General features: G+C 56.2%; 19 protein-coding genes. 4 read left to right on the forward strand and 15 right to left on the reverse strand.

The annotated features are described in order from the left end of the window. Positions 1-159 precede the first annotated feature (159 nt). Positions 160-1,350: an NO-inducible flavohemoprotein gene (gene hmpA / locus ACOTYN_RS14500; protein ID WP_050862349.1), complete on the forward strand. Its 1,191-nt coding sequence runs from the start codon at positions 160-162 to the stop codon at positions 1,348-1,350. 83 nt (positions 1,351-1,433) lie between these two features. Here the strand turns inward: hmpA and glnB are convergent, their stop codons facing one another. The 5 genes from glnB to purL form a co-directional block, all read right to left on the reverse strand. Then, positions 1,434-1,772 carry a nitrogen regulatory protein P-II gene (glnB, locus tag ACOTYN_RS14505; RefSeq protein WP_003860685.1) on the reverse strand — a complete coding sequence of 113 codons (339 nt, stop codon included), beginning with the start codon at positions 1,770-1,772 and terminating at the stop codon, positions 1,434-1,436. A 65-nt stretch (positions 1,773-1,837) separates the two neighbouring features. Beyond that, positions 1,838-3,175, reverse strand: coding sequence for a two-component system response regulator GlrR (gene glrR, locus ACOTYN_RS14510; protein ID WP_014884832.1), 1,338 nt, complete (start codon positions 3,173-3,175; stop codon positions 1,838-1,840). Continuing rightward, positions 3,162-3,899 (reverse strand): two-component system QseEF-associated lipoprotein QseG, encoded by a 738-nt coding sequence (qseG, locus tag ACOTYN_RS14515; RefSeq protein WP_332958093.1) that lies wholly within the window; start codon positions 3,897-3,899, stop codon positions 3,162-3,164. The genes glrR and qseG overlap by 14 nt, the downstream gene beginning before the upstream one ends. 1 nt (position 3,900) lies before the next feature. Beyond that, the gene (qseE, locus tag ACOTYN_RS14520; protein ID WP_014884834.1) at positions 3,901-5,328 is read right to left on the reverse strand and encodes a two component system sensor histidine kinase QseE/GlrK; all 1,428 of its coding nucleotides are present in this window, start codon (positions 5,326-5,328) and stop codon (positions 3,901-3,903) included. Between the two features lie 532 nt (positions 5,329-5,860). Further along, positions 5,861-9,748: a phosphoribosylformylglycinamidine synthase gene (purL, locus tag ACOTYN_RS14525; RefSeq protein WP_332958091.1), complete on the reverse strand. Its 3,888-nt coding sequence runs from the start codon at positions 9,746-9,748 to the stop codon at positions 5,861-5,863. 268 nt (positions 9,749-10,016) lie between these two features. Here purL and mltF point away from each other — a divergent pair, with 268 nt between their 5' ends. Then, positions 10,017-11,567: a membrane-bound lytic murein transglycosylase MltF gene (gene mltF, locus ACOTYN_RS14530; RefSeq protein ID WP_014884836.1), complete on the forward strand. Its 1,551-nt coding sequence runs from the start codon at positions 10,017-10,019 to the stop codon at positions 11,565-11,567. Here mltF and tadA read toward each other — a convergent pair. The 4 genes from tadA to murQ are packed head-to-tail and all read right to left on the reverse strand — an operon-like array spanning position 11,455 to position 14,924. Then, complete coding sequence (gene tadA, locus ACOTYN_RS14535; RefSeq protein ID WP_014884837.1) at positions 11,455-11,994, reverse strand: tRNA adenosine(34) deaminase TadA; 540 nt, start codon at positions 11,992-11,994, stop codon at positions 11,455-11,457. The two genes, mltF and tadA, sit on opposite strands and share 113 nt — an antisense overlap. Before the next feature lie 24 nt (positions 11,995-12,018). Further along, a complete protein-coding gene (gene yfhb / locus ACOTYN_RS14540; RefSeq protein WP_023331092.1) occupies positions 12,019-12,654 on the reverse strand; it encodes a phosphatidylglycerophosphatase C in 636 nt (211 codons plus the stop codon). 3 nt (positions 12,655-12,657) lie between these two features. Continuing rightward, positions 12,658-14,019, reverse strand: a complete 1,362-nt coding sequence (locus ACOTYN_RS14545) for a PTS transporter subunit EIIC (RefSeq protein ID WP_014884839.1) — start codon at positions 14,017-14,019, stop codon at positions 12,658-12,660. Positions 14,020-14,030: 11 nt separating this feature from the next. Next, positions 14,031-14,924 (reverse strand): N-acetylmuramic acid 6-phosphate etherase, encoded by an 894-nt coding sequence (gene murQ / locus ACOTYN_RS14550; protein WP_047026896.1) that lies wholly within the window; start codon positions 14,922-14,924, stop codon positions 14,031-14,033. Between the two features lie 118 nt (positions 14,925-15,042). On the opposite strand from murQ, the gene ACOTYN_RS14555 reads away from it, so the two are divergent. Both ACOTYN_RS14555 and ACOTYN_RS14560 read left to right on the forward strand, forming a co-directional pair. Then, positions 15,043-15,891, forward strand: coding sequence for a MurR/RpiR family transcriptional regulator (locus ACOTYN_RS14555; protein WP_014884841.1), 849 nt, complete (start codon positions 15,043-15,045; stop codon positions 15,889-15,891). A 56-nt stretch (positions 15,892-15,947) separates the two neighbouring features. Further along, positions 15,948-16,208, forward strand: coding sequence for a YfhL family 4Fe-4S dicluster ferredoxin (locus ACOTYN_RS14560; RefSeq protein ID WP_014884842.1), 261 nt, complete (start codon positions 15,948-15,950; stop codon positions 16,206-16,208). Here the strand turns inward: ACOTYN_RS14560 and acpS are convergent. The 6 genes from acpS to lepB form a co-directional block, all read right to left on the reverse strand. Continuing rightward, complete coding sequence (gene acpS / locus ACOTYN_RS14565) at positions 16,205-16,585, reverse strand: holo-ACP synthase (protein ID WP_014884843.1); 381 nt, start codon at positions 16,583-16,585, stop codon at positions 16,205-16,207. The genes ACOTYN_RS14560 and acpS overlap by 4 nt on opposite strands. Next, positions 16,585-17,316 carry a pyridoxine 5'-phosphate synthase gene (gene pdxJ, locus ACOTYN_RS14570; RefSeq protein ID WP_023331095.1) on the reverse strand — a complete coding sequence of 244 codons (732 nt, stop codon included), beginning with the start codon at positions 17,314-17,316 and terminating at the stop codon, positions 16,585-16,587. The genes acpS and pdxJ overlap by 1 nt, the downstream gene beginning before the upstream one ends. A gap of 54 nt (positions 17,317-17,370) precedes the next feature. Further along, positions 17,371-18,078 carry a DNA repair protein RecO gene (recO, locus tag ACOTYN_RS14575; protein ID WP_023331096.1) on the reverse strand — a complete coding sequence of 236 codons (708 nt, stop codon included), beginning with the start codon at positions 18,076-18,078 and terminating at the stop codon, positions 17,371-17,373. An 18-nt stretch (positions 18,079-18,096) separates the two neighbouring features. After that, complete coding sequence (gene era, locus ACOTYN_RS14580) at positions 18,097-19,002, reverse strand: GTPase Era (protein ID WP_006176722.1); 906 nt, start codon at positions 19,000-19,002, stop codon at positions 18,097-18,099. Continuing rightward, on the reverse strand, positions 18,999-19,679 hold the full coding sequence (rnc, locus tag ACOTYN_RS14585) for a ribonuclease III (RefSeq protein ID WP_010434072.1): 681 nt from the start codon (positions 19,677-19,679) through the stop codon (positions 18,999-19,001). Before rnc ends, era begins: the two co-directional genes overlap by 4 nt. A gap of 222 nt (positions 19,680-19,901) precedes the next feature. After that, entirely contained in the window at positions 19,902-20,876 is a 975-nt protein-coding gene (gene lepB / locus ACOTYN_RS14590) for a signal peptidase I (RefSeq protein ID WP_071922985.1), read from the reverse strand.

Below are 20,876 nucleotides of genomic sequence, written 5' to 3' on the forward strand. Positions count from 1 at the left end.
AGGGTTTGAGGAATAAAGCGCTCCCCTGTTTCAACGGATTTCTTTTCAGGTTTGTGATGCATATTTTTCATCTTGCAAAGAACCATTTACAACGCCGGGGTATTTTTTATAAGATGCATTTAAAATACATCATTAAAGTTAAATCAAAAGGACGCGCTCATGCTCGACGCTCAAACCATCGCTACCGTTAAAGCCACCATCCCCCTGCTGGTGGAAACCGGTCCTAAACTCACCGCTCATTTTTACGATCGCATGTTCACGCATAACCCAGAGTTGAAAGAGATTTTCAACATGAGTAACCAGCGTAATGGCGATCAGCGTGAAGCCCTGTTCAACGCCATCGCGGCCTACGCCAGCAACATTGAAAACCTGGCGGCATTACTGCCTGCGGTGGAAAAAATCGCGCAGAAGCACACCAGCTTCCAGATCAAACCCGAGCAGTACAATATTGTCGGCGGCCACCTGCTGGCAACGCTGGACGAAATGTTCAGCCCGGGCCAGGAGGTACTGGACGCCTGGGGTAAAGCCTACGGCGTGCTGGCAAACGTCTTCATCAACCGTGAAGCGCAGATCTATAGTGAAAACGCCAGCAAGAACGGCGGCTGGGAAGGCACGCGCGCCTTCCGCATCGTTGAGAAAACACCGCGCAGCGCATTGATCACCAGTTTTGAATTTGAACCGGTGGATGGTCAGCCGGTAGCGGATTATCAGCCAGGCCAATATCTGGGCGTGTGGCTGAAGCCTGAAGGTTTTCCGCATCAGGAGATCCGCCAGTATTCCCTGACCCGCAAACCCAGCGGCAAAGGCTATCGCATTGCGGTGAAACGCGAGGACGGCGGTCAGGTTTCCAGCTGGCTGCATAACGAAGCCAGCGTGGGTGACGTCGTTCACCTGGCCGCACCGGCGGGGGACTTCTTCATGGCGGTAGACGCTACTACCCCGGTAACGCTGATCTCGGCTGGTGTCGGCCAAACGCCAATGCTGGCGATGCTGGATACGCTGGCGAAAGCAAACCACAGCGCACAGGTCAACTGGTTCCATGCCGCAGAGAACGGCGATGTGCATGCCTTTGCGGACGAAGTGAAAACGCTGGGCGCGACGCTGCCCCGCTTCACCGCGCATACCTGGTATCGCCTGCCAACGGAAGCAGACCGCGCAGCCGCACGTTTTGACAGCGAAGGGTTGATGAATTTAAGCCAGCATGAAGGGGCGTTCAGCGCGCCGGATATGCAGTTCTACGTCTGCGGACCGGTGGCGTTTATGCAATATGCCGCGAAGCAGCTGGTGGCGCTGGGTGTGAATAAAGACAACATTCATTACGAATGTTTCGGCCCGCATAAAGTGCTGTAATGCAAAAAGCCCCTCGAACGAGGGGCTTTTTTTTCGCCGGGTGGCGGCTACGCCTTACCCGGCCTTCAAAACCGTTGGCATCGTTAAATCGCGGCGTCGTCTTCTTCGCCGGTACGGATACGGATTACGCGCGCCACGTCAAAGACGAAGATTTTACCGTCGCCAATTTTGCCCGTCTGCGCCGTGCGGATGATGGTATCCACGCAGGTATCGACGATGTCATCGCTGACCACGATTTCAATTTTCACTTTCGGCAGAAAGTCGACCATGTACTCTGCGCCACGATAAAGCTCGGTGTGGCCTTTCTGACGACCAAAACCTTTCACTTCCGTCACGGTCATCCCGGTGATGCCGACTTCCGCCAGCGCTTCACGCACATCATCCAGTTTGAAAGGTTTAATAATCGCATCAATCTTTTTCATGGTGGGTCCTTAAACGCTTGCCTGTAAGCTGCCTCGTAATCGATTGCTCACAGTACCATACGGCATTACTCTTTAAAATCGTTTGCTTCCAGCTCGTGGCGTGAGAGCAGCTTGTAAAACTCGGTGCGGTTGCGTCCGGCCATTCGCGCTGCGTGGGTCACGTTGCCTTTGGTGATCTGCAGCAGCTTGCGCAGATAGTTCAGCTCGAACTGGTTACGCGCTTCGGCGAACGTCGGCAAGGCCGTGTTTTCCCCTTCCAGCGCCTGCTCCACCAGCGCATCGCTGATAACGGGCGATGACGTCAACGCCACACACTGCTCAATCACGTTTACCAGCTGGCGAACGTTACCCGGCCAGCTGGCCGCCATCAGCCGTTTCATCGCATCGGTGGAAAACGCGCGGACAAACGGTTTATGGCGATCGGCTGCCTGACGCAACAGGTGATTCGCCAGCAGCGGAATGTCTTCGGCACGCTCCGCCAGTGCCGGGATTTTGAGATTCACCACGTTCAGACGGTAGTAGAGGTCTTCACGAAACTCGTTGCGCGCCATCACTTTTGGTAAGTCGCGGTGAGTGGCGGAAATAATTCGTACGTTAATATCAATATCGCGGTTGCTGCCCAGCGGGCGCACTTTACGCTCCTGAAGCACGCGCAGCAGTTTGACCTGTAGCGGCGCAGGCATATCACCAATCTCGTCGAGGAACAGCGTGCCGCCTTCCGCGGCCTGGAACAGCCCTTCCCGGCTGCTTACCGCGCCGGTGAAGGCGCCACGGGCATGACCAAACAGTTCGGACTCAAGCAATTGTTCCGGAAGCGCGCCGCAGTTAATGGCAATAAAGGCATTTTTGCTGCGCGGGCTGGCGTTGTGGATCGCCTGCGCCAGGATCTCTTTCCCGGTTCCGCTCTGGCCGTTAATCAGCACGCTGACGTCGGACTGGGCGACCATCCGCGCCTGCTCAAGCAGACGTAGCATGATCGGGCTGCGGGTCACAATGGATTCACGCCATGCGTCGTCGCCAGAGGGTGCCGCGTGCTCCAGCGCGCTGTCGATGGCTTTGTAGAGTGCGTCTTTATCTACCGGCTTGGTGAGGAAGCTGAATACGCCCTGCTGGGTTGCGGCGACGGCATCCGGAATTGACCCGTGTGCCGTCAGGATAATCACCGGCATGCCCGGCTGCTGCTTCTGGATCTCCGCGAACAGCTGCAGACCGTCCATTTCGTCCATCCGCAGATCGCTGATGACCAGATCAATTTTCTCGCGGCTAAGGACTTTCAGCCCTTCCTGTCCGCTTTCCGCAGTCACTACGCTGTAGCCTTCACTCACCAGACGCATCCCCAGCAGCTTTAACAGCCCGGGGTCGTCATCCACCAGTAAGAGATGGGCAGGTTTACGGCTCGTCATGCTTCACATCCTCTTGTTTCTGCGTGTCGCTGTCCGGTGCTGCGGATGCGCTACCAGGCTGATATTTGCGCGACGAGAGCTGTCTTTCGATATCGGTCAGGTTTTCCAGCTTGCGCGTCGTGGTATCCAGCTGAGTGCGTAAATGCTGTTGCTGTTGACGCAGCGTATCAAGTTCGCTGTCGGTGGACTGCTGGAGCTTGCTGTAGCGAGAACGCTCTTCAGACAGCTGAAGCTGTAAGGTCTGACCATCCCGCCAGAGCTGGTATACCGGTCGTACCTGTACCGGGAGCGCGGTCGTAAAGGTATCCAGCCGGGTCACATTAGCCCGGCGTTCGACGGGGGTGATTTTCGCATCAGCCAGTAGAATTCCACGCTTGAAAGCGTCCTGCCAGGTGTCGTCATCCAGCATCGCCGCTTTCGAACGGGCGTCCACCGGCGCAAGACGCTGGGCACAATCTATTCCGCGCAGCCAGAACAGCGGATTATTTTCGACATCATGCCCTGACAAATTCCAGATGTCGTCACAGCGGGTAGAGAGGAAATCCGCCAGCTGGTTATCCGGCCATTTATCTTCTTGTTTACCGCTTATCGCACTTTGTGGCGCATGGGAAACGCACCCTGCCAGAAATAAACAAGGTAAACCCAGGCGAAATGTGTTGCTGGAAAACACCGCGCGTACGGCGCGGAAAAAGACGTGTGACATACTCACCAGACTTAGATTCATTTTATTGGTTTTTCCGGCTCAGGGGCAGTTCAATACGGAAGCAAACATCCGCACGTTCGTCCGTGGCAATGTTTAGCTCACCCTGCATGCGTCGTATGCAGTCCCGGGCGATGCTTAAGCCCAGACCACTTCCTTTTACCGCACCCTTCCGCTGATGACTCCCCTGGAAAAAGGGTTCGAAGATCATGGTTTTTTCGTCATCAGGGATCGGGGTGCCGGTGTTAGCGACGTCAATAAACACCCGGGAACCCATCGTATAACTTCGGATATAAATGTTACCGGATTCAGTACCATAGTGCACCGCATTGGAGTAAAGATTATCCAGAACGCTCATTAAAAGCATCGGTTCAGCGAGACAGGCAGGCGCACTCAATTCCACCCCGGTATGCATCATTTTAGCTCTTGCTGGCAAGCTATGGGCGGAGATCACCATATCCACCAGCGGCGCAATCTCGACCTCTTCAAGAACGACCGCCCCGTCAGCCAGCTTGCGGTTGTAATCCAGCAGCTGTTCAATCAGCTTTTGCAGGTTGCGGCTGCTGGCATCCAGAATCTCAACAATTTCTTTCTGTTCTGGCGTTAGCGGCCCTGCCACCTCATCTGCCAGCAGCTCCGTTCCTTCACGCATGCTGGCGAGCGGCGTTTTCAGTTCATGGGAAATATGGCGCAGGAACTGATGACGCTGGGATTCCAGCCACGCCAGACGCTCAGACAGCCAGATAATACGCTGACCAACGGAGCGCAGCTCGCGCGGGCCTTTAAAGGAAACCGAATCCCCGAGCGATTTCCCCTCTCCAAGACGGTTGATCATACGCTGAATGCCCTTCACCGGGCCGATGATCATACGGGTAAAGAGCAGAACCAGCCCGAGACTCACCAGGAAAAGCACCAGTGCCTGCCAGCCGAAGAACTGCCCGCGTTCGGCTATCTCCTGCTGCAGCTGCTGACCGCGAGAGAAAATGACCGTGCGGGTTGACTGCACCATCTCGGTGTTGGCGGCAGCAAACGCTTCAAGACGCGCGGCGGCGGCGGCATCCGGCCCGCTATTGTGGCATTGCAGCTGCGCAAGATCGTTCAGATCCTGACGCAATGCCTGATACAGCTTGTCGTCGGGCAACACGCCCGCATGCGCGTCCAGCATCTCGCTGTAGCGCTTGCGCTGACTCTGGTAAACCTTTTCCAGCGTCCGATCGTCAAGCACGCAGTACTGGCGATAGCTACGCTCCATCTCCAGCGCGGCGTTGGTCATCGCTTCACTGCGTCTGGCGTCGATAAGCGTGGTGCGGTTAGTCAGTGCGGCCTGAGCGCTCAGCGCGTTAAGGCTTTGCCACGCCTGCCAGGCGAGGATCAGCAATGGCAGCAGGATTAGCAGGAAGGCCATCATCACGAGCTGTCGCAGGGAGCGGGGAAAAACGGGCCAGCGTTTCAACGCATTACTCTCTTCATGGGGGTTTACGCAGAGCGTAACTGAGTCTGCCCTTCAGATACAACAAAGCCGGGTAAAAACCCGGCTTTGTTATGGAATAAGGCGGTGCCTAACTCGACGTTTCGCCCTGGCCTGATAAAGCATCGCTATGATCAGTAGTTGGACGGCAGGCACCTTTTTGTGCGTCATTCGAAGTTTATGTAGCACGTCCCGAAGGGGCTGACATAAGAAGGTGAATGAGCCACTGGTTAATATTATGCAACACCCGTGCCAGAATGCAAAACAAAACATTAACCCATTGATATATATACCTTTCATCAAGTTCACCTGTTCATTGTCGTTTGAATGATTTCCAGGCTAAGTGTCGCTATTAAGCAACACCCTAACAGGAACCTGTTCTGGCATATATAAATCAATGAGTTAAATGTCTCCTTTTGGAGACAGTCGCAAACCGTCTTTGTCGCAATTTTGCGACACACATAAAAAAGCCCGGTGCGCTACGCTTACCGGGCCTGGAAGGTACCTGCTTTACATCTTAACCCAACTGTTTACGCGCATTGCGGAAGATACGCATCCACGGGCTGTCCTCGCCCCAGTTTTCCGGGTGCCAGGAGTTGCTCACGGTACGGAACACGCGCTCCGGGTGCGGCATCATAATGGTTGCACGACCACTTTCGCTGGTGACTGCCGTAATACCGTTGACCGAGCCGTTCGGGTTAGCCGGATAGGTTTCGGTGACCTTGCCGAAGTTATCGACAAAGCGCAGCGCCACCAGACCTTTGCTTTCAAGCTGAGCCAGATGTGCTGCATCACGCACTTCTACCTGACCTTCACCGTGGGACACGGCGATTGGCATCTGTGATCCGACCATGCCCTGCAGCAGCAGAGATGGGCTTTGTGTCACTTCCACCAGGCTGAAGCGCGCTTCAAAGCGGTCAGACTGGTTACGCACAAAGCGCGGCCAGGCTTCGCTGCCCGGGATAAGCTCGCGCAGGTTGGACATCATCTGGCAACCGTTACACACGCCCAGCGCCAGCGTTTGCGGACGGTGGAAGAAGGTTTCGAACTCGTCGCGCACGCGGCTGTTAAACAGAATGGACTTCGCCCAGCCTTCACCGGCGCCCAGTACGTCACCGTAAGAGAAACCACCGCAGGCCACCAGCGCCTGGAAATCTTCCAGACCGGTACGCCCGGCCAGCAGATCGCTCATGTGAACGTCAATGGCGTCAAAGCCCGCACGGTGGAAGGCAGCCGCCATTTCAACGTGGGAGTTAACGCCCTGCTCGCGCAGCACGGCCACCTTCGGACGTGCACCCGTCGCAATGTACGGCGCGGCGATGTCTTCGTTGATGTCGAAGGTGAGCTTCACGTTCAGGCCTGGATCGCTGTCGTTAGCCTTCGCGTTATGCTCCTGATCGGCACATTCCGGGTTATCACGCAGGCGCTGCATCTGCCAGGTCGTTTCCGCCCACCACATACGCAGCGTGGTGCGGCTTTCGCTGAAGACGGCATGACCGTCAGCTTCAATGACAAAGCGGTCGCCCTGTACGGCTTTACCCAGATAATGTACGCAGTCTGCCAGACCGTGCTGCGCAAGAATGGCTTCAACCGCATCGCGGTCTGCCGCACGCACCTGAATCACCGCGCCCAGCTCTTCATTGAACAGCGCTGCCAGGCGGTCTTCACCCAGAGAGGCAATATTCGCCTCCACACCACAGTGGCCGGTGAAGGCCATCTCTGCCAGCGTGACCAGCAGGCCGCCGTCGGAGCGGTCGTGGTAGGCCAGCAGCTTACGCTGCGCCACCAGCGCCTGAATTGCATCGTAGAAGCCTTTTAACTGGGCCACGTCACGCACATCGGCCGGTGTATCACCCAGCTGACGATAAACCTGCGCCAGCGCCGTGGCACCCAGCGCGTTGTGACCTTTACCCAGGTCAATCAGCAACAGGGCATTGTCTTCGGTCACGAGCTGCGGCGTCACGGTGTGACGTACGTCTTCCACGCGCGCAAAGGCGGAGATGATCAGCGACAGCGGAGAAGTGATCTCGCGCTGCTCGTTGCCTTCCTGCCAGCGGGTTTTCATCGACATGGAGTCTTTGCCCACCGGAATGGTCAGCCCAAGCGCAGGACACAGCTCTTCGCCCACCGCTTTCACGGCTTCATACAGGCCCGCATCCTCGCCAGGGTGACCGGCAGCGGCCATCCAGTTAGCGGAGAGCTTGATACGTTTGATATCGCCAATCTGCGTCGCGGCAATGTTGGTCAGCGCTTCACCTACAGCCAGGCGGGCGGACGCGGCGAAGTCCAGCAGCGCCACAGGCGTGCGTTCGCCCAGGGCCATCGCTTCACCGTAGTAGCTGTCGAGACTCGCGGTGGTTACGGCACAGTTCGCGACCGGGATCTGCCACGGGCCGACCATCTGATCGCGCGAGACCATACCGGTTACGGTACGGTCGCCAATGGTGACCAAGAAGGTTTTCTCTGCCACCGCCGGCAGGTGCAGCACGCGGTTAACCGCTTCTGCAACGGTGATGCCCTGGCGATCCAGCGCTTTGCCCGCTGCTTTACGCGTTTGCACGTCGCGGGTCATCTTCGGCGTTTTACCGAGCAAAACGTCCAGCGGCAGATCGATCGGCTGGTTGTCGAAATGGGTATCGCTCAGGGTCAGGTGCTTCTCTTCGGTCGCTTCGCCGATGACGGCATACGGCGCGCGCTCGCGGCGGCACAGCTCGTCAAACAGCGGCAGTTGATCCGCTGCAACCGCCAGAACATAACGTTCCTGGGATTCGTTACACCAGATCTCCAGCGGGCTCATGCCTGGCTCATCGCTCAGGATATCGCGCAGGTTGAAGCGGCCACCGCGACCGCCATCGCTCACCAGCTCCGGCATGGCGTTAGACAGACCGCCCGCGCCCACGTCATGGATAAAGAGAATCGGGTTCGCGTCGCCCAGCTGCCAGCAGCGGTCGATGACTTCCTGGCAGCGACGCTCCATTTCCGGGTTGTCGCGCTGAACGGAAGCAAAGTCGAGATCCGCATCAGACTGACCGGAGGTCATGGAGGATGCCGCGCCGCCGCCCAGGCCGATGTTCATCGCCGGGCCGCCCAGCACGATCAGCTTCGCGCCAACCACGATCTCGCCTTTCTGGACGTGATCGGCACGGATATTGCCGATCCCCCCCGCCAGCATGATCGGTTTGTGATAGCCACGCAGCTCTTCGCCGTTGTGACTGTCCACTTTCTCTTCATAGGTACGGAAGTAGCCGTTCAGTGCCGGACGGCCAAATTCGTTGTTGAATGCCGCACCGCCCAGTGGACCGTCGGTCATGATATCCAGCGCGGTCACAATGCGCTCTGGCTTGCCGAAATCCTCTTCCCATGGCTGCTCAAAGCCCGGGATGCGCAGGTTGGAGACGGAGAAACCAACCAGGCCCGCTTTTGGTTTCGCACCACGTCCCGTTGCACCTTCATCACGGATTTCACCGCCTGAACCGGTGGCCGCACCCGGCCACGGGGAAATTGCCGTCGGGTGGTTGTGGGTTTCCACTTTCATCAGGATATGCGCAGGCTCCTGATGGAAGTCGTAACGACCGGTAGCGTGGTCGGCAAAATAGCGCCCAACCTCGGAGCCTTCCATCACCGCGGCATTGTCTTTATAGGCAGACAGCACGTGGTCGGGGGTTTGCTCCATGGTATTTTTGATCATTTTGAACAGCGATTTAGGCTGCTGTTCGCCGTCAATAATCCAGTCGGCGTTGAAAATTTTATGGCGGCAGTGCTCGGAGTTGGCCTGCGCGAACATGTAGAGCTCGATGTCGTTCGGGTTGCGGTTCAGCTTAACAAACGCATCCTGCAGGTAGTCGATTTCGTCTTCTGCCAGCGCCAGGCCGAGACGCAGGTTAGCGTCAATCAGCGCCTGACGGCCCTGCCCCAGCAGGTCTACGCTTTGTACCGGCGCAGGCTGATGGTGGGAGAAGAGCTTCTGTGCGTCATCAAGAGAAGCAAACACGCTTTCCATCATGCGGTCATGCAGCTCGGCGGCAACCGCCTGCCACTGCGCGTCGCTCAGGGTCGGGGCGTCAACGTAGTAGGCCACGCCGCGCTCCAGACGGTTAATCTGGCTCAGGCCGCAGTTGTGGGCAATGTCGGTGGCTTTAGAAGACCAGGGGGAGATGGTGCCCGGACGCGGCGTCGCAAGGATCAGTTTGCCGGTTGGCGTATGGCTACTCAGATTTGGGCCATACTTGAGCAGGCGTTCCAGCTGTACGCGCTCCTCTGCATTCAGGGGGGCATTCAGGTCAGCAAAATGGACATACTCAGCGTAAATATTGCTTACCGGAAGGTCGGCCGCCTGAAAACGTGCCAGCAGTTTGTTAATACGGAAGGCAGACAGTGCAGGCGAACCACGCAGAATTTCCATCATAAGTCTCTCGTCTTCGAAGCGCCGGGGCGCTTTCAGTGTGCGCAAGGGGGGAAAACGGGCGTCATTATAGAGAATCCTGAGCGCCGACGAAACCGTTTGCGTGGAAATAAAATTGGCGGAGACATTTAGCAATAGATGTGACCTGTCTCTCTAATTGGTTGCCAAGTGGCGCAAGTTTACGCAAAATGCCGCTCATTCAATGGCAAACCTGATTATCAAACATGGCTACAGCATACTGAGGCAACCGGCGTCGCAGAGAATTAACTAATTGAAAAAATTAAAGATTAATTATCTGCTCATCGGCATTGTTACGTTGCTGCTGGCAGTGGCCCTCTGGCCTTCCATCCCCTGGTTCGGCAAAGCCGAAAACCGTATCGCCGCCATTCAGGAGCGGGGGGAGCTGCGCGTCAGTACGCTCAACTCTCCGCTGATTTACAGCGACATTAACGGCAAAATTATTGGCCTTGATTATGAACTGGCGCAGCAGTTCGCCGATTATCTTGGCGTGAAGCTTAAAATTACCGTTCGCCAGAATATCAATCAGCTGTTCGACGACCTTGATAACAACGATGCCGACATACTGGCAGCCGGTCTGGTCTATAACAGTGAGCGTAGCAAAAACTATCAACCGGGCCCGACCTATTACTCCGTTTCGCAACAGCTGGTCTATCGCGTCGGGAGTCTGCGGCCACGCACGCTGGCCTCCATTAACGATCAACAGCTGACCATTGCGCCCGGCCATGTGGTGATTGAGGATCTGCGTGAGCTGAAAGAGAAGAAATACCCCGACCTGAGCTGGAAGGTTGATCCGAAACTGGGCACAACGGAGCTGCTGGAGCAGGTAAAAGATCAGAAACTGCCCTACACCATTGCCGATTCGGTTGCGATCAGTCTGTTCCAGCGCGTGCATCCTGAAATTGCCGTAGCGCTCGACGTTACCGACGAGCAGCCGGTGACCTGGTTTAGCCAGCTCGATGACGATCAGACTCTTTCTGCGGCCATGCTCGATTTCTATAACACCATCAATGAAGACGGCACGCTGGCGCGGCTGGAGGAAAAATATCTCGGCCACGGTGATGACTTTGACTATGTTGACACCCGCAGCTTCCTGCGCGCGGTAGATAGCGTCCTGCCAGACCTGCAGCCATTATTCGAAAAATACGCCCAGGAGATTGACTGGAAACTGCTGGCGGCTATTTCGTATCAGGAGTCCCACTGGGACACCCAGGCCACCTCACCGACCGGCGTGCGTGGCTTAATGATGTTAACCAAAAATACCGCGCTGAGCCTGGGCGTGAATGACCGTACCGATGCGGAACAGAGCATCAGCGGCGGGGCTCGCTATCTTCAGGATATGATGGCCAAAGTGCCGGAAACGGTGCCGGAAGAGGAACGGATCTGGTTTGCGCTGGCAGCCTACAATATGGGCTACGCGCATATGCTTGACGCGCGGGCGCTGACCGCGAAAACGAAAGGTAACCCGGACAGCTGGTCAGACGTAAAGCAACGTCTACCGCTGCTAAGCCAGAAGCCGTGGTATAACAAGCTGACTTACGGCTACGCGCGCGGACATGAAGCCTACGCCTACGTGGAAAATATCCGTAAGTATCAGATTAGCCTGGTCGGCTATCTGCTCGAGAAAGAAAAAGAGGCGACAGAGGCAAGACAGCTGGCTGAGAGTTATCCGGTTGTGGCGCCGGACGAGCTTAATCGTCCGACAACTTCAATTCTGCCTTTTGTTGCTTTTTCTGCTGACGGCGCATTCGAAAGAAATCGCTTAATAGCGCCGAACACGCTGGTGCAAGTACCCCACCGATAGTTTTCACCTGGTGATTCATCCCTGGATGACCCAGCACGTCCAGCAGAGAACCGGCCGCACCGGTTTTTTCATCCCGCGCACCAAAGACCAGCGTACCAATCCGGCTGTGCACCATCGCGCCGGAACACATCACGCACGGCTCAAGCGTGACATACAGCGTGGTATCAAGCAGACGATAGTTTTGCAGCACCATTCCGCCCTGACGAAGGGCCATGATTTCAGCGTGCGCAGTCGGATCGTGACGGCCAATCGGGCGGTTCCACCCTTCCCCTATCACCTGGTTATTGTGGACAAGCACGGCACCCACGGGCACTTCTCCCTCGTCCCAGGCGCGCTGGGCAAGCGTAAGCGCATGGCGCATCCAGTATTCATGATCGCGTTCAGGGTTGCACAACGGTTGATACTCCAGTCTAAAAGCGGGCGGCATTATACACACCCGCTATAGATAAGACTATTCGAGTTGCTGAAGTTCGCCTGCGGGCGTGACGCGCCAGCGATGCTGGCAAAAATAGAGCAGCGGGTTGTCCTGTTTGCTGTCGCTGTAGCCGCTGTAAAGACGCAGCGGCGTGCCGATGCGTTTCTCCAGCTGCACCACTTTTTCATGCCCCAGACAGCGCATACTCAGTACCCAGCCTCCGTAACCACGGGCAATTTGTGTGGCGATAAGATTCACGCGCGGCAGCCAGGGCGTATCAAAATAAACCTGTTCAACCAGCGTCTGCGGGGAGCCCGTGATCAACCAGATGTCGGCATCGTTGGCGTCGAGGTAACTGGTGAGGCGCGCCTGTACAACCGGGAACGCGGCGACATGACCGCGAAACCAGTGCGCAAACTCCTTTTCTAGCTGTTTGAGCCGCGCTTCGCTGTGGCCAAACGTACATCCCCAGAGCAGCAGGCTCATCGGCCAGCGCGCCGCCCGGCCTTTCACCAGCAGCGCGATGCCAATCGCCGGTAACAGCGGTAAGACGAGCAGCGCATTCAGAGGCTGGCGCCGCAGCAGGTAGCGCATAAACGTACCAAACATATCCTGCTGATGCAGCGTTCCATCCAGATCGAAAAAGACAACGCGACGCTCGTGATTTGCCAAACCTTACTCCTCTGGGTCGTTGAATCCTAACAGCCAGGTAAACAGGAACCCGGCGATCACCGCTACAGAATAGCCTAACAGATAGAGCATCACTTTTCCGGTCACGATAGTTAACGCCAGCGGCAAACCGGAGAGACCAAACGTAATGACGGTAGCAACTTTCCAGTAGCTGATGAGCGCCCCGCCGACCGCGCCGCCCAGACAGGCAGCCAGGAACGGTTTACCCAGCGGCAACGTGACGCCAAAAATCAGCGGTTCGCCAATGCCGAGCAATCCAACCGGAAGCGCGCCTTTAATCACTTTTTTCAGGCGTGCGTTGCGGGTTTTCAGCAGTACGGCAATCGCCGCACCGACCTGCCCCACTCCCGCCATTGAGAGTATAGGCAACAGCGCGTTGTAACCGTGCGCCTGCACCAGTTCGACGTGGATCGGCACCAGTCCCTGATGCAGACCGGTCAGCACCAGCGGCAGGAAGGTGCCTGACAGCACCGCCCCCACTAACAAACCGCCGCGGTCAATGGCCAGAGACGCGCCATGAGCGATGGCATCAGAGATCCATCCCCCTAATGGCTGAAGAACCACAATCGCCACACTACCGGTAATTAACGTGGTCAGCAGGGGGTTGAGGATGAGTTCAATCGAGCCGGGCAATACCGCGCGAAGTCTTTTCTCAATCCAGCACATCAGGATGACCACCAGCAGCACGGCAATCACCCCGCCGCGACCAGGCTGGAGCGCCTCGCCAAACAGCGTAATTTGCGCCAGCTGCGGGCTGGAGAGAATGCCCGCCATCACGCCCCCCATCGCCAGCGAACCGCCAAACACTTTGGCGGTATTCACCCCGACCAGAATGTTCATAATGGCAAACACCGCGCTGCCGAAGATCCCCAGAATACCCAACAGGTTCGGATACTGGGTGGCAAAGTCCCCGACGATATCCGGACGCTTGAGAATATTGATAATCCCGGTGATCAAGCCGGAAGCAATAAACGCCGGGATCAGCGGGATAAAGACATTTGCCAGCTGTCGTAGCGCGTCGCTCATGGGGGCTTTGTATTTCGCCTTCGCCTGCGCTTTGGTGCGCGCAGCATCGTCGAGCGTCACACTCGCGCCGCCGCCCATCAGCGCGCGCATGGCATCAACCACCTGCGCCGCTTTCCCCGGCCCGACGATCAGCTGGTGTTGCTGCCCCTGCTTCACGTAACCGCTGACGCCGGAAAGCTTCTTCAGGCCCGGCACATCCAGCTGGTCGTCGTTATGCACCTCGACACGCACGCGCGTCATGCAGTTTTCCAGACGCTGAATATTCTCTTCTCCGCCGATCCCTCGCAGGATATCGCTGGCGAGCGCTGCTGTTTTGTCCATACACGCCTCTGTTAGTTTTCTAATGCCGCCCGTAAGAAGCCATTATGCGCATCGAGTCTGGCTCGCGCGGCCGCCGCATCCAGCCCACTTAAGATCATCAATATGGCGGGTTTAACATCGTGATCGGTCTGTTGGAGGACCGCTTCTGCCTCTTCACGGCTTGCGCCTGTCGCCTCCATCACCATACGGCAGGCTCTGTCCACCAGCTTGACGTTAGTGGCCTGCATATCCACCATCAGGTTCTGATACACCTTGCCGAACTTCACCATCGCACCGGTGGAGATCATATTGAGCACCAGCTTTTGCGCGGTACCGGATTTCAGGCGCGTGGAGCCGGTGAGCGCTTCTGGCCCGACAACCGGGGAGATGGCGATGGCGGCCACCTGAGCGATTGGAGAGCCGGGGTTACAGGAGATGGCGACCGTCGTGCAGCCGGTCTGGTTGGCGTATTCCAGACCGCCAATGACGTACGGCGTGCGCCCGGATGCCGCCAGCCCGACGACCAGATCCTTCGCCGTCAGAGTAAGTGCCTTCAGGTCATCCTCACCCAGCTGTTTGTTATCTTCCGCCCCTTCAACGGCTTTCAGCAGTGCACCAGGCCCCCCCGCAATCAACCCGACCACCAGCCCATGCGGCACACCAAACGTTGGCGGACATTCGGAGGCGTCCAGCACGCCGAGACGGCCGCTGGTACCGGCGCCCATGTAGATAATGCGGCCACCCGCTTTGAGGGCTTCCGCCGCCGCATCGACCGCTTTCGCTACCTCAGGTAATGTCTCTTTCACTGCCTGCGCGACCAGCGTATCCTGTTGATTAAAGCGGTTAACCAGCTCCAGAGTAGAGAGCGCATCCAGATCCATGGTTTGCGGGTTACGCGTTTCAGAAACAAGTGAGCCAAGATTCATTTTTTGTACCTCAAGAATTTTTAATTCATAATAATCACACTATAATGGAATATAAAATTCATTCAGGCGAGCAAAATTCGTATTTGCGTAGACAATCACATTTCCGCCGGGAGTACTTATGAACTGTTTAATTCGCATTCGCCAGCGCTACGCCGGCTTTGCTCAAAGCGACAAAAAACTGGCGGACTTTCTGCTTTCTCAGCCTGACCGCGCCCGTCATCTCAGCTCGCAACAGCTGGCAAGCGAAGCCGGGGTAAGTCAGTCAAGCGTGGTGAAATTTGCCCAGAAGATCGGTTTTAAAGGCTTCCCTGCCCTTAAGCTGGCAATTAGCGAAGCGCTGGTGAGTAATCCCAACCCGCAATCTATGCCGGTGCATAACCAGATCCGCGGGGATGATCCAATGCGTGTGGTCGGGGAAAAGCTGATAAAAGAGAACGTTGCGGCCATGCATGCCACCCTCGACGTGAATACCGAAGAGAAGTTACTGGAAAGCGTGGCGATGCTGCGAGCGGCGCGGCGTATTATTTTAACCGGTATTGGCGCATCCGGCCTGGTGGCGCGTAATTTTGGCTGGAAGCTGACCAAAATCGGTTTTAACGCGATTGTCGAGCAGGATATGCACGCCCTGCTGGCGACCGTGCAGGCGATGGATCCTGAAGATCTGCTGCTGGCCATCTCCTATTCCGGTGAGCGCCGCGAGATTAACATGGCAACGGACGAAGTGCTGCGCGTCGGCGGCAAAATCCTCGCCATCACCGGGTTCACCCCGAATGCCCTGCAACAGCGGGCCACGCGCTGTCTGTATACCATTGCCGAAGAGCAGGCCACGCGCAGCGCGGCGATCTCGTCAACCAGTGCGCAAATGATGCTGACGGACCTGCTGTTTATGGCGCTGGTGCAGCAGGATTTAGAGCGGGCGCCAGAGCGCATTCGCCATAGTGAAGAGCTGGTAAAAAAACTGGTCTGAGTAAGGAATGAGCGTATAATGCCCGCCCTGTTTGTGATGTTTCTGAGAATTTCCTGATGGCGCTGTTAATTACCAAAAAATGCATCAATTGCGATATGTGCGAACCGGAATGCCCGAACCAGGCGATTTCGATGGGCGACAGCATTTATGAGATTAACAGCGACCGCTGCACCGAATGCGTCGGCCACTATGAAACGCCGACCTGTCAGAAAGTGTGCCCGATCCCGAATACCATCCTGAAGGATCCGGCACACGTTGAGAGTGAAGAGCAGCTGTGGGATAAGTTTGTCTTGCTGCACCACGCGGACAAACTCTAGCTTTCAATAATCACCGTTGCGCAGGCGTAGTGACGTTCGTCCGCGAGCGTCACATGCATGTGATTCACGCCCAGTTTCTCCGCAAGCTTTTGCGCCTCGCCCCATAACCGCAGGCGCGGCTTGCCCAGTTCGTCGTTAAATACTTCAAACTGATTAAACGCCAGGCCGTTACGAATGCCCGTACCGAACGCTTTGGCTGCCGCCTCTTTTACCGCAAAACGTTTTGCCAGAAAGCGCACCGGCTGCTGATGCGCTTCCCAGATGGCCCATTCGTTATCGCTGAGCACGCGTCTTGCCAGGCGCTCGCCGCTACGGGCGATCACCGCTTCTATGCGGGCTATCTCAACGATATCAGTGCCTAAGCCCAGAATGGCCATTACTGACGCGCTTCCAGCATCAGGCGTTTCATTTCTGAGACCGCCTCTTTCAGGCCGCTCATCACCGCACGACCAATAATCGCATGACCGATATTCAGCTCATGCATCTCCGGCAGGGCAGCGATAGCCTTAACGTTATGGTAGGTCAGGCCGTGTCCGGCGTTAACCTTCAGCCCCAGGCTCGCCGCGTAGGTGGCCGCTTTGGCAATACGCTCCAGCTCTTTGGCTTGCTCAGCATCGTTTTTGGCATCGGCATAGCAGCCAGTGTGAATTTCGATATACGGCGCGCCAACGTCCGCTGCGGCTTTGATCTGCGCGAAGTCGGCATCGATAAACAGGGAAACCAGGATACCGGCATCCGCCAGACGTTTGCAGGCATCGCGCATTTTATCGATCTGCCCAGCCACATCCAGACCGCCTTCGGTGGTCACTTCCTGACGCTTTTCCGGCACCAGGCAGCAGAAATGGGGTTGAGTCTCGCAGGCAATGGCCAGCATCTCTTCCGTGACCGCCATCTCCAGATTCATGCGCGTATCCAGCGTCTGACGCAGAATACGCACGTCGCGGTCGGTGATGTGGCGGCGGTCTTCACGCAGGTGAACGGTAATGCCGTCGGCGCCAGCCTGTTCGGCGATAAATGCCGCCTGAACCGGATCGGGATAAGCCGTGCCGCGTGCGTTACGCAGCGTGGCAATGTGATCAATATTGACGCCTAACAGTAATTCAGCCATGACAATCCTCGGTATTTTGGTTCATTTCCCTTCCCCCTCCGGGAGAGGGCAACGTTAACGTTTTGGCATAAACTGCCTGAATAATTCGCGGCTCTTTAAGGGCTTGCCGCCAAGATACGGCTTGAGGGCGATCCGGGTAAAGCGTTTTGCTGCGCGCAGGGTGTCCTGATCGGGAAACTCGCGCGCATAAAGCGCCCGAAGCTGGCGCCCGGTAAAGGTACTGTTATCAATCACGATACTGGCGATAAACCCTTTTTCTTCCCGATAGCGGTAGGTCATCGCGTCTTCGACCTCGTCTCCGCTTCCCGCACAATGCAGAAAATCGACGCCGTATCCCAGATGCCCCAGCAGCGCCAGTTCAAAACGTCGCAAGGCAGGTTCAGGCGTGCCGGTTGCCCCTGCGAGGGCCTGGATACAGTGCAGATAATCGAAGAAAAGTTCAGAGAAGCGAGTCTCATGTTCAAGAACCCGTGAGATGAGTTCATTGACATACAGACCGCTGTACAGGGTGATACCAGAAAGAGGAAGCGCCAGGGAGACGGCTTCAGCGCTGCGCAGGGTTTTCACTTCCCCTCGCCCACCAAAGCGGACCAGCAGCGGCGTGAAAGGCTGTAGGGCACCTTTCAGATTAGAACGTTTGGAACGTGCGCCTTTCGCTACAAGGCGCACGCGACCGGACTCTTCCGTGAAGACGTCCAGCATCAGGCTGGTTTCGCTCCAGGGACGACTATGCAGGACGAAGGCGCGCTGCCATCCTTCCATCATACTCGTCGTCTTAGGTTACTGGTCTTCGCCGTAACCGAGGCTGCGCAGAGCACGCTCATCATCGGCCCAGCCAGATTTCACTTTCACCCACAGCTCCAGGTGAACCGGCGCCTCAAACATCTCCATCATGTCTTTACGGGCTTCAATACCGATGGTTTTGATCTTGGCACCTTTGTTGCCGATCACCATCTTCTTCTGCCCCTCACGCTCAACGAGGATCAGGCCGTTAATGTCGTAGCCGCCGCGCTCGTTGGTCTGGAAACGCTCGATCTCCACCGTCACAGAGTACGGCAGTTCCGCGCCCAGGAAACGCATCAGCTTTTCACGGATGATTTCAGACGCCATAAAGCGCTGAGAACGATCGGTGATGTAGTCTTCCGGGAAGTGATGAATCGCTTCCGGAAGATGCTTACGCACGATGCCCGCGATGGTATCGACGTTCAGGCCAGTCTCTGCAGACAGCGGAACGATATCGAGGAAGTTCATCTGGCTGCCCAGCCACTGAAGATGCGGCAGCAGGTCAGCCTTTTCCTGCACGTTGTCAACTTTATTGACCGCGAGGATGACCGGCGTTTTGCCGTCACGTAGCTTGTTCAGTACCATTTCGTCGTCCGGCGTCCAGCGGGTGCCTTCCACAACGAAAATGACCAGTTCTACATCACCAATCGAGCTGCTCGCCGCTTTGTTCATCAGACGGTTAATGGCACGCTTCTCTTCCATGTGCAGGCCCGGAGTATCGACGTAGATCGCCTGATACGCGCCTTCAGTATGGATGCCGACAATGCGGTGACGCGTGGTCTGCGCCTTACGCGAGGTAATAGAAATCTTCTGCCCAAGCAGATTATTCAGCAGGGTGGATTTGCCGACGTTCGGACGTCCGACGATGGCAATAAATCCGCAATACGTTTTTTCTTCGCTCATTCCAGCTCCAGCATTTTTAACGCCTGTTCGGCGGCAGCCTGTTCAGCCTTACGACGGCTTGAACCTGTGCCCACCACCGGTTCACTCAGGCCACTGACCTGGCAATGGATGGTAAATTCCTGATCGTGCGCTTCACCACGTACCTGCACCACCAGATAAGATGGCAGCGGCAGATGACGGCCCTGCAAATATTCCTGCAGACGCGTTTTCGGATCTTTTTGTTTATCGCCCGGGCTGATTTCGTCCAGACGGCTCTGATACCAGTTGAGGATCAGCTTTTCTACGGTCTGGATATCGCTGTCCAGGAACACACCACCAATTAATGCTTCGACCGTATCGGCAAGAATAGATTCACGACGGAAGCCGCCGCTTTTCAGTTCACCCGGCCCAAGACGCAGACATTCGCCCAGTTCAAATTCGCGCGCGATTTCCGCAAGGGTATTCCCCCGAACCAGCGTGGCACGCATGCGGCTCATATCCCCCTCGTCAACACGCGGGAAACGATGATAAAGCGCATTCGCAATCACGAAACTTAAAATTGAGTCGCCTAAAAACTCAAGACGCTCATTATGCTTGCTGCTGGCACTGCGGTGGGTTAATGCCTGTTGCAACAACTCCTGATGATGAAAAGTGTAGCCCAGCTTCCGTTGAAGCCGATTAATTACGATGGGGTTCATGCGATACCAATAAATGAATGCGTCAAAAATGCAGCACACGAAACCGACCTGAGAAAACCAACGCGGTTTCGTGTGCCGTGGCACCCTTGCAGGGCCAACCTTAAACTTCGGGGGAATATTCTATACACAACGACAGGGGATGTCGTTAGTTCAAAGAGATTTATCGAGGAAATAATTCACGTAGCCGCTAATTAAAGCGGCTACGCGTTCATTTATTGAGAATTAATGGATTCCGCCAATGCGATTCAGGCGTACACCGGTCGGCCATTCGCCTTCCTGTTTCTCAAAACTCATCCAGATTGCGGTGGCTTTACCGACCAAATTCGCTTCCGGCACAAAGCCCCAGTAACGACTGTCCGCAGAATTATCGCGGTTATCACCCATCATGAAGTAATGTCCCGGCGGTACAATCCAGCTCGCCAGCTGCTGACCCGGCTGCTGATAATACATACCCACCTGATCCTGCGCGATTGGCACCGTGAGGATACGGTGAGTCACATCACCCAGCGTCTCTTTGCGCTCGACCAGACGAATACCGTTCTCTTTGGTTTCGCCTTTTGGCACCTGGAAGAACCCGCTGGTCGCTTCACCGCCGTTACGACGGGCAAAGGTCTGCACAAAATCACTCGGCTCAACGTTTGAGTAGGTGATGGGCAGTGCGTTTTCACACGCGGTGCCAGAACTGCAGCCAGGCTGAACGGTAACTTCCTTGGCGACCGGATCGTAGGTCACTTTATCACCCGGCAGGCCAACCGCACGCTTGATGTAGTCCAGACGCGGATCTTCCGGGTATTTGAACACCACGATGTCGCCACGCTTCGGATGACCGGTTTCGATCAGCGTTTTCTGGTAGATAGGATCTTTAATGCCGTAGGCAAACTTCTCTACCAGAATAAAATCACCAATCAGCAGCGTTGGCATCATTGAACCGGATGGGATCTGGAACGGCTCGTAAATAAACGATCGCACCACCAGCACAATGGCCAGCACCGGGAATACCGAGGCGCCCGTTTCCAGCCAGCCCGGTTTCGGGCCGACTTTTTTCAGGGTTTTCGCATCCAGCTGATCGCCAGCGGCTGCCTGTGCGGCAGCCTGACGCTCACGGCGTTTTGGGACGAAGATAAACTTATCCAGACACCACAGCAGACCTGTCACCAGGGTAGCAATGACCAGGATCAGGGCAAACATGTTCGCCAT

This window comes from Enterobacter cloacae complex sp. IR5458 (assembly GCF_049238025.1).
Taxonomy (GTDB): domain Bacteria; phylum Pseudomonadota; class Gammaproteobacteria; order Enterobacterales; family Enterobacteriaceae; genus Enterobacter; species Enterobacter kobei.

Excerpts from the sequence above, each read along its gene's own strand:
- glrR (WP_014884832.1), bottom strand. The coding sequence starts at position 3,175 with ATGACGAGCCGTAAACCTGCCCATCTCTTACTGGTGGATGACGACCCC.
- pdxJ (WP_023331095.1), bottom strand. The coding sequence starts at position 17,316 with ATGGCTGAATTACTGTTAGGCGTCAATATTGATCACATTGCCACGCTG.
- rnc (WP_010434072.1), bottom strand. The coding sequence starts at position 19,679 with ATGAACCCCATCGTAATTAATCGGCTTCAACGGAAGCTGGGCTACACT.
- glnB (WP_003860685.1), bottom strand. The coding sequence starts at position 1,772 with ATGAAAAAGATTGATGCGATTATTAAACCTTTCAAACTGGATGATGTG.
- acpS (WP_014884843.1), bottom strand. The coding sequence starts at position 16,585 with ATGGCCATTCTGGGCTTAGGCACTGATATCGTTGAGATAGCCCGCATA.
- qseG (WP_332958093.1), bottom strand. The coding sequence starts at position 3,899 with ATGAATCTAAGTCTGGTGAGTATGTCACACGTCTTTTTCCGCGCCGTA.
- ACOTYN_RS14555 (WP_014884841.1), top strand. The coding sequence starts at position 15,043 with ATGAACTGTTTAATTCGCATTCGCCAGCGCTACGCCGGCTTTGCTCAA.
- ACOTYN_RS14545 (WP_014884839.1), bottom strand. The coding sequence starts at position 14,019 with ATGGACAAAACAGCAGCGCTCGCCAGCGATATCCTGCGAGGGATCGGC.
- murQ (WP_047026896.1), bottom strand. The coding sequence starts at position 14,924 with ATGAATCTTGGCTCACTTGTTTCTGAAACGCGTAACCCGCAAACCATG.
- tadA (WP_014884837.1), bottom strand. The coding sequence starts at position 11,994 with ATGCCGCCCGCTTTTAGACTGGAGTATCAACCGTTGTGCAACCCTGAA.
- lepB (WP_071922985.1), bottom strand. The coding sequence starts at position 20,876 with ATGGCGAACATGTTTGCCCTGATCCTGGTCATTGCTACCCTGGTGACA.
- ACOTYN_RS14560 (WP_014884842.1), top strand. The coding sequence starts at position 15,948 with ATGGCGCTGTTAATTACCAAAAAATGCATCAATTGCGATATGTGCGAA.
- era (WP_006176722.1), bottom strand. The coding sequence starts at position 19,002 with ATGAGCGAAGAAAAAACGTATTGCGGATTTATTGCCATCGTCGGACGT.
- purL (WP_332958091.1), bottom strand. The coding sequence starts at position 9,748 with ATGATGGAAATTCTGCGTGGTTCGCCTGCACTGTCTGCCTTCCGTATT.
- hmpA (WP_050862349.1), top strand. The coding sequence starts at position 160 with ATGCTCGACGCTCAAACCATCGCTACCGTTAAAGCCACCATCCCCCTG.
- recO (WP_023331096.1), bottom strand. The coding sequence starts at position 18,078 with ATGGAAGGATGGCAGCGCGCCTTCGTCCTGCATAGTCGTCCCTGGAGC.